This window comes from Prevotella sp. TCVGH (assembly GCF_023522295.1).
GTDB lineage: Bacteria > Bacteroidota > Bacteroidia > Bacteroidales > Bacteroidaceae > Prevotella > Prevotella timonensis.
On the sequence record NZ_QFFX01000100.1, the window covers coordinates 1 to 6,023 of the forward strand.

Annotated in this window: 5 protein-coding genes and 2 pseudogenes; 1 reads left to right on the forward strand and 6 read right to left on the reverse strand. The window is 36.6% G+C overall.

The window, feature by feature from the left end:
* Positions 1–353, reverse strand: a pseudogene (locus DEM91_RS11870) (ABC transporter permease); the annotation flags it as partial.
* Positions 350–1,252 carry an ATP-binding cassette domain-containing protein gene (locus DEM91_RS11875; protein WP_249859056.1) on the reverse strand — a complete coding sequence of 301 codons (903 nt, stop codon included), beginning with the start codon at positions 1,250–1,252 and terminating at the stop codon, positions 350–352. The gene DEM91_RS11875 and the pseudogene DEM91_RS11870, both read right to left, overlap by 4 nt.
* Positions 1,253–1,414: 162 nt before the next feature.
* On the opposite strand from DEM91_RS11875, the pseudogene DEM91_RS12725 reads away from it, so the two are divergent.
* Positions 1,415–1,546, forward strand: a pseudogene (locus DEM91_RS12725) (IS1380 family transposase); the annotation flags it as partial.
* 80 nt (positions 1,547–1,626) lie between these two features.
* On the opposite strand, the gene DEM91_RS11880 reads toward DEM91_RS12725, so the two are convergent.
* From DEM91_RS11880 to DEM91_RS11895, 4 genes are all read right to left on the reverse strand, one after another.
* Positions 1,627–1,875 carry a hypothetical protein gene (locus DEM91_RS11880; protein WP_229039349.1) on the reverse strand — a complete coding sequence of 83 codons (249 nt, stop codon included), beginning with the start codon at positions 1,873–1,875 and terminating at the stop codon, positions 1,627–1,629.
* A gap of 32 nt (positions 1,876–1,907) precedes the next feature.
* Complete coding sequence (locus DEM91_RS11885) at positions 1,908–2,765, reverse strand: GLPGLI family protein (protein WP_249859057.1); 858 nt, start codon at positions 2,763–2,765, stop codon at positions 1,908–1,910.
* 81 nt (positions 2,766–2,846) lie between these two features.
* Entirely contained in the window at positions 2,847–3,047 is a 201-nt protein-coding gene (locus DEM91_RS11890; protein WP_195253312.1) for a TIGR04149 family rSAM-modified RiPP, read from the reverse strand.
* 195 nt (positions 3,048–3,242) lie between these two features.
* A complete protein-coding gene (locus DEM91_RS11895; RefSeq protein WP_249859058.1) occupies positions 3,243–5,912 on the reverse strand; it encodes a carboxypeptidase-like regulatory domain-containing protein in 2,670 nt (889 codons plus the stop codon).
* Positions 5,913–6,023 lie beyond the last annotated feature (111 nt).

The following is a 6,023-nucleotide window of genomic DNA, read 5'->3' on the forward strand; positions in this document are numbered from 1 at the left end:
CCGGAGGCGCGAAGCCTCCGAAGAGCGGCATCCGACTTGTCTCCGTGTGTTAGCCTTTGCAAACATAGTAACTTATATTCTACATCGCATAAAGAATAACTCAAAATGGCTGCAAGAATTGGATAAAGCAGAGCATAGGAGTCGAAGATGTATCTACCCAATACCCATACCCAAGGATTATAATCAAAAGTTATTACCGGATTATAGATATCATCAGCATGTTTATGCAAAACATATATATCGACGCATAAAGTCATGAACAAAGGAAATAGCAAGAAAAGCCAAATGGCAATATTAAATCTTAATTTATAGTGTTCACTTTTAAGAATAGTAAAGAACGATATAGGTTTCATAAGTCGGTTTTTATTAGATGAAGGAATACAGACTCCAAATTTTCTTGGTATGTATCTGCAAATAAAATTTGAATGTGGTTTTGTTGCATTAATTTTTTAAAACTGTCAAAGGAACCATCTTGCTCTATTTCTATAATAAGCGTTGCTTCAGAGATCCTTTTTGTGGGAATCAAGTGTTCTTTACATATCTTCATGCATCGTTCCAGTTGGTCCGTATGTATTAAATAAGATTGCTTTTTCTGATTGAGTAGACTATTAATTTCTCCTTGAAACAATAATCTTTTATTATTTAATATTCCGATGTGTGTGCATATTTTCTCCATTTCAGCTAAGATATGTCCTGAAATGAAAATAGTTTTTCCTTTACTTTTAAGTTTGAGCATTAGCTCTCTCATTTCAAAAACACCTTGAGGATCTAGTCCATTGAGTGGTTCGTCAAGAATGAGTAATTTAGGATTATGAAACATTGCCATCGCAATTCCCAAGCGTTGTTTCATTCCTGTAGAATATTTTCTAACTTTTTTGTCTTTATCTTTAGTCAAATTCACAAGCTCTAGAACCTCTTGAATGCGTTTTTGTCCACAATGATATAGTATATCCAAATATTTTAGATTCTCATAGGCACTCAAATCTGCATAGAAGAATGGATGTTCAATCAAGCATCCTATATTTTGAAGGATATGCAATCTGTTGGAATGAAATTCTTTTTTATTGAAAAATACCGTATTTATTTTAGTTTGCTCCAATCCTAAAAGTATCTTTATCGTTGTTGATTTACCCTCTCCATTCTTGCCTAAGTATCCATAAATGGAACCTTCTGGAATCTTCAAGTTAATGTCTTCTAATACAGAATGATTTCTGTAGTTAAAAGTGAGATGGCTAGTTTCAAGTATATTCATAATCAACACTTTCTTTTAAAATTATTCGTATTTATCCTTAATTCCGCAACACGATTATATAAACTTTTTAAGTACCTGAGCAACAAAAAGTTGCTCAGGATTTTGCCATGTCAGAATTTTCACTTAGTGTTGCAAAAAAAACAAGAGAATCCGACGATAGACTTGGCGAAGATACAAATTAAATCTGAGAGACTCACTCCTTTTGGGGGATTATTTTCAATCATGGAGCAATTTGACTCCACATTATCATCTATTGTGTATTGCCTCAAGTCACATTGTGGGGTAAGGGGATATTGTAGGCAGAAGTGGGTGCTTCAAGTTCAAATTATCTGCAAATTCAGTAATGAGAGGACGCGTAAACGCAATAACGACGTTCAAGGGCTTAGTTGCGGATTTGAGGAAGTATTAAAAGTAGAATTCCACAAATCAATCAAAAAGTCAATGAATTTAATTACCTTTGGGGTAGATAACATTTGACTTTTTCTTTCATCATAATCGGAATAAAATTTTCCATAACCGCAATACTCACATCTCAGATTGCACGCATCCGTCACTTCAAAAGTTACTTGAGGAGTATTTGCTAAACATTTCCTTATGTCATCAGGCTTTAAGTATTCTTTCATAAATAATTACAGTTAAGTCCTTTTACTTGTATTTATTCTATCTCTATGGGATTATAAGAGATGGAAGCATTCTTTATTTCTTTATTGGCTGCGTTAAATACTTTAACTCCTGCTTGATTTAAATAAAAAATAGGATCATGATAGATACTTTTCTCAAATTTCAGATATTTCTCTCTACTTATACTTTTGTAATTCCATTTCCATAACTTAATAGTCTCTTTTCCCAGCGTATTCTCTATACCAATACAAGTAAAATCATATTGACTTGTTTCATCATGTATCTGAAGGATAAGGCCAGGCAATCCGCTAAACTTATAGGGACCCTCGCTTATTGGAATTTCAGATGTAAACCACGCAACATAGTTGCGTCCTCGGAATGAGCATTTGGCTTTTTGACACGTATAGCCCAATATTTTCTTTTTTTCTATGTCAAGCTGCCAATTGAAATTAATAGGATAAGGCTCTATATACTGATATACTTCCTTCATCATATTCCGACAATTTATGGTGATTTTTTTTAATTTATACTCCTTGAAGACCTCTATTGGCATTGCCTTTTTTCCACTCCCAGAGGGAATTACTTGTGAACCTTTTCTGATCCAAGCTGTTGCAGTAGAGTCGGCTAGATAAGTATAATTGCTGTATGTTTTGGACAAATTCTTCCCGATTAACAGAATCTGTATATCATCGAAATATTCTTTGCCATGCCTGTCCTTGGCTTTCAACTGATAAATAACTTTCACATTAGCAGTATCTTTTACTTCAAATTTATTGGTTAATTGAAAAGATGCCCCTCCTCCCCATTCATCAACGTTATCCGTCTTCAGAACTTGTGCATTTGTAGTCAAAGAGAACAAGACCAATATGGCAATCGCAATTTTATTCATCATTAATGTTGTCGTTATTTTGAGTGAAATTTAAATCCTATCAGTCTAAGTCAATTATAAGCTTAGACTGATAGGTGTTAAGAGTTATTTACAGGGATGTGGGTAGCCTACGCTCGTGTAATTGTGATCATAGTTTGCATCCCTATTGGCGGCTGTGGATGAACCACCATGATCAGCATAACGACTAGCACAAAGACAGCAATTACCACCTTTCAATTCTTTCATTTCACGATTAGCCAAACTATTTTCAGCCAATTTATTCAGTTTGATTTTTTTGAGTTTCATATAGTTGTTACTTTTTATTGTTATTACTTTTATGAATTAATTGTATCGTTCCCAAGCGTTTTCGTCATGTCATAGTCCCTGCTAATGGAACGACAAACCATAAGCAATCAGCAAGGGCTAAATGGCTCAAATTGTTTTTACACAAAAAGTGAATGTCATTTCTGATTACGTTCATAATCTATATATAGATTTTGTTTATAACAGTTTAAATCTAACTTTTAGCATCACAGACCTTGGCCGAATGTCATATTCGGAATAATAAGAATTTAATGAGCCGTAAGAAGCCGAAACATATTTCTTCGTGTTGAAGATATTTGTCCAGTCGAGCGAATATCGAATACCTTTGCTCACAAATGTCAACCCCAAGTCTGCAAGCGTAAAACTTTTGTCGCCTTGGATGGCATTGTTATAATAATGTTCCAATGAACCATTAAGATTGATGTTGAACGGGAGCGAAATATCGACAACAGCTCGCTGCTTGATCGACTGTATCGGTTTGAAATTTTCTCCCGAACTAATCTTCCCTCTATTACGTCCCCACGATATTTTATATTCTGTGAGAAACCAGTGGAATGGCTTTAAGTTTACCGATGTGCTTGCATTTATCCATTGACTCTTGTAATTCACCAATTTATTTTGACGCAGTTGGTCAATTACAGCTCTTCCCCACGAAGCCTCTGCCGAAAGAACCAAAGCTTTCCAATTAAATCCTTTGCTCATTCGTCCGCTTACCGAAAAGGAATTACCATCATTGGGTTGCATAGCCACCTGAGTTACGGATAATTGTCCATCGAAAGTCTGAGCATACATACCCTCGCTATGATCGTGACTGAATGAAATGTCTCCACTTGCGAAGAACATATTTAAGACGTTTTTATAGGATAAGCCGAGCGAAGCTATCAAACTGCTGGTATCAAACAGCCGTGCATTATATCTGTTGATAGTGCGATAGTTTTGCAGAATATAGCCAGGATAAAGAGTCATCAGTCCCGGTGTTAGGGTATAATATCCCGCAGCACCGTTGGCTTCCAGCTGATTGGTGAAACGATACCGAGCCATCAGCGATGGTTGAAAATAGAATTTATCGATGTTCTGCATTTTACGTTTTGTTTGTGGGGCATTGATAACAGTATATTGGTAGGTAACAGGCATAGAGAAACTGATTTTCAAATTATCTCCGTTGTATGCCACATCAAGTGAAATGCCGGTATTGACGCGTGTCCAATTGATATCATTTCGCATGTCGTCATTCAAAACAGCATGAGTGGCGTTATCATTAGCCGTTATTTCCATGACGGAATGCAGTCTTTGATGTTCTATTTTGACATTTGCCGTTGGACTGAACCGTACATTACCGAACACAACTGCCGAAAGAAATGAGAATCTGCTGTCTGATGCGAAAGCGTTGTAGCGCACGCTTTGTGAAAGAGCTTTGTATTCATTGCCTGCGTTTATGAGGTCAGGATACAACCCCGGGGTAATGCGCAAGTGATGCGGTTGTGTGCGAAAAGCATTTCGAGATATCAGCTCTATGCCTCTTTCATTTTCCTTCCGCTTGATCCAATGTGTAACATTATTGGCGAAAAAACTCTTGCTGTTCAGTCGTTGTCCAATCAACTGTCTTGTATTGACCTCACCCGAATCGTCATTCCAGCTTCCCGATACATTGAGATAATTGTTGAAATAGTTGCGATCCTTGTTCAAGTTGTATCGAAATTCAGCTTCAATGTTATTGGTTCTGTTTCGGGTCGAAATATCTTCTTCGATGATTCTCGTGTCTTCGCCTGGCAACACGTATGATGTTCGGGCGAAACTGTGCCGTTTATCTTTATTGTTGTAATAAATAAGATTAGTGCTTATTTCCGCATCATTTTTCAACTTGAACAGATTGTTTGCCGTAATAGCATGTGAAGTATTGAAGTTGTATCGTTCAAAACGTATGGATGGTGGCGACGGTTGTTGCACACCGGTCATTTGCAATTCTCCGATGGGATTATTGGCAGTAAACGAGCGCAGTTCTTGGTTTACATCTGTACCATTATTGTTGGTTTTATAAGTGAACAGGTGCTGGCGTCCTTTGGTGAAATACATCCCGGTGAGTTCTTCCTGCCAAAGCAAGTGTTTATCGACGCCCAATCCCAACATGGCCATTATGCTAAAAACACCTTTCCTGCCTTCCTTGATTTTCAGGTTGATAGCCGCTTCATTAGAGAACTGTGATTTTTCCAAAGCTTTTATGGGCTGGTGATTTTCAAATACCTGCACAGTTGCTATGTCATTGGCAGAAAGATTGTTTGTCGCAATACGATAACGACCTTGCAACATATCAAGGTTTTCAATATAAAACTTATTGATAGGTTTGCCCTTGTAAGTGATTTGTCCACTTTCTTTCACATCAATACCCGGCATTTTTTTCAACACGTCGCCGATAACCAAGTCTTTCTTATCTTTGAAAGCTGCGACCGAATAATTGATAGTGTCTTTATTGCCCCATATTTTATTAGATTTCACGACCACTTCCCGAAGAGAAACACTCCCTTCTTCTGCTATAAAATCTACGGTTTGGCTCTTATTTTCAACGTGTTTCGTTTGTTGCTTGATGTTTATTGCAGATATATTGATTAGTAAATATGGGTTATCTCCTTTGTAAGAAAGTTTGTAATTTCCTTTTTCGTCCGTGAAACAATAACCTATAATACTGCTGTCTGCCGGAAGCATCAGCCGTACGGATATATCGGATAGTCCTTTATGGTTTTTATTGACAACCCTTCCGATAATATCTGTTTGAGAAAATGCAGGAAGGAGAATACGAAATAGCAATAGCCACCACAAGAATATTTGTTTATAATAACAATAGTCAACCATACGCTTAAAGTTTTACAATCCTTAATTCCGCAATACTATTATAAATTAAACTTTTTAAGTACCTGAGCAACAAAAAGTTGCTCAGGATTTTGCTATGTCAGAATTTTCACT

Coding starts and splice junctions, on each gene's coding strand:
- DEM91_RS11875 (WP_249859056.1), bottom strand. CDS start 1,252: ATGAATATACTTGAAACTAGCCATCTCACTTTTAACTACAGAAATCAT.
- DEM91_RS11880 (WP_229039349.1), bottom strand. CDS start 1,875: ATGAAAGAATACTTAAAGCCTGATGACATAAGGAAATGTTTAGCAAAT.
- DEM91_RS11885 (WP_249859057.1), bottom strand. CDS start 2,765: ATGATGAATAAAATTGCGATTGCCATATTGGTCTTGTTCTCTTTGACT.
- DEM91_RS11890 (WP_195253312.1), bottom strand. CDS start 3,047: ATGAAACTCAAAAAAATCAAACTGAATAAATTGGCTGAAAATAGTTTG.
- DEM91_RS11895 (WP_249859058.1), bottom strand. CDS start 5,912: ATGGTTGACTATTGTTATTATAAACAAATATTCTTGTGGTGGCTATTG.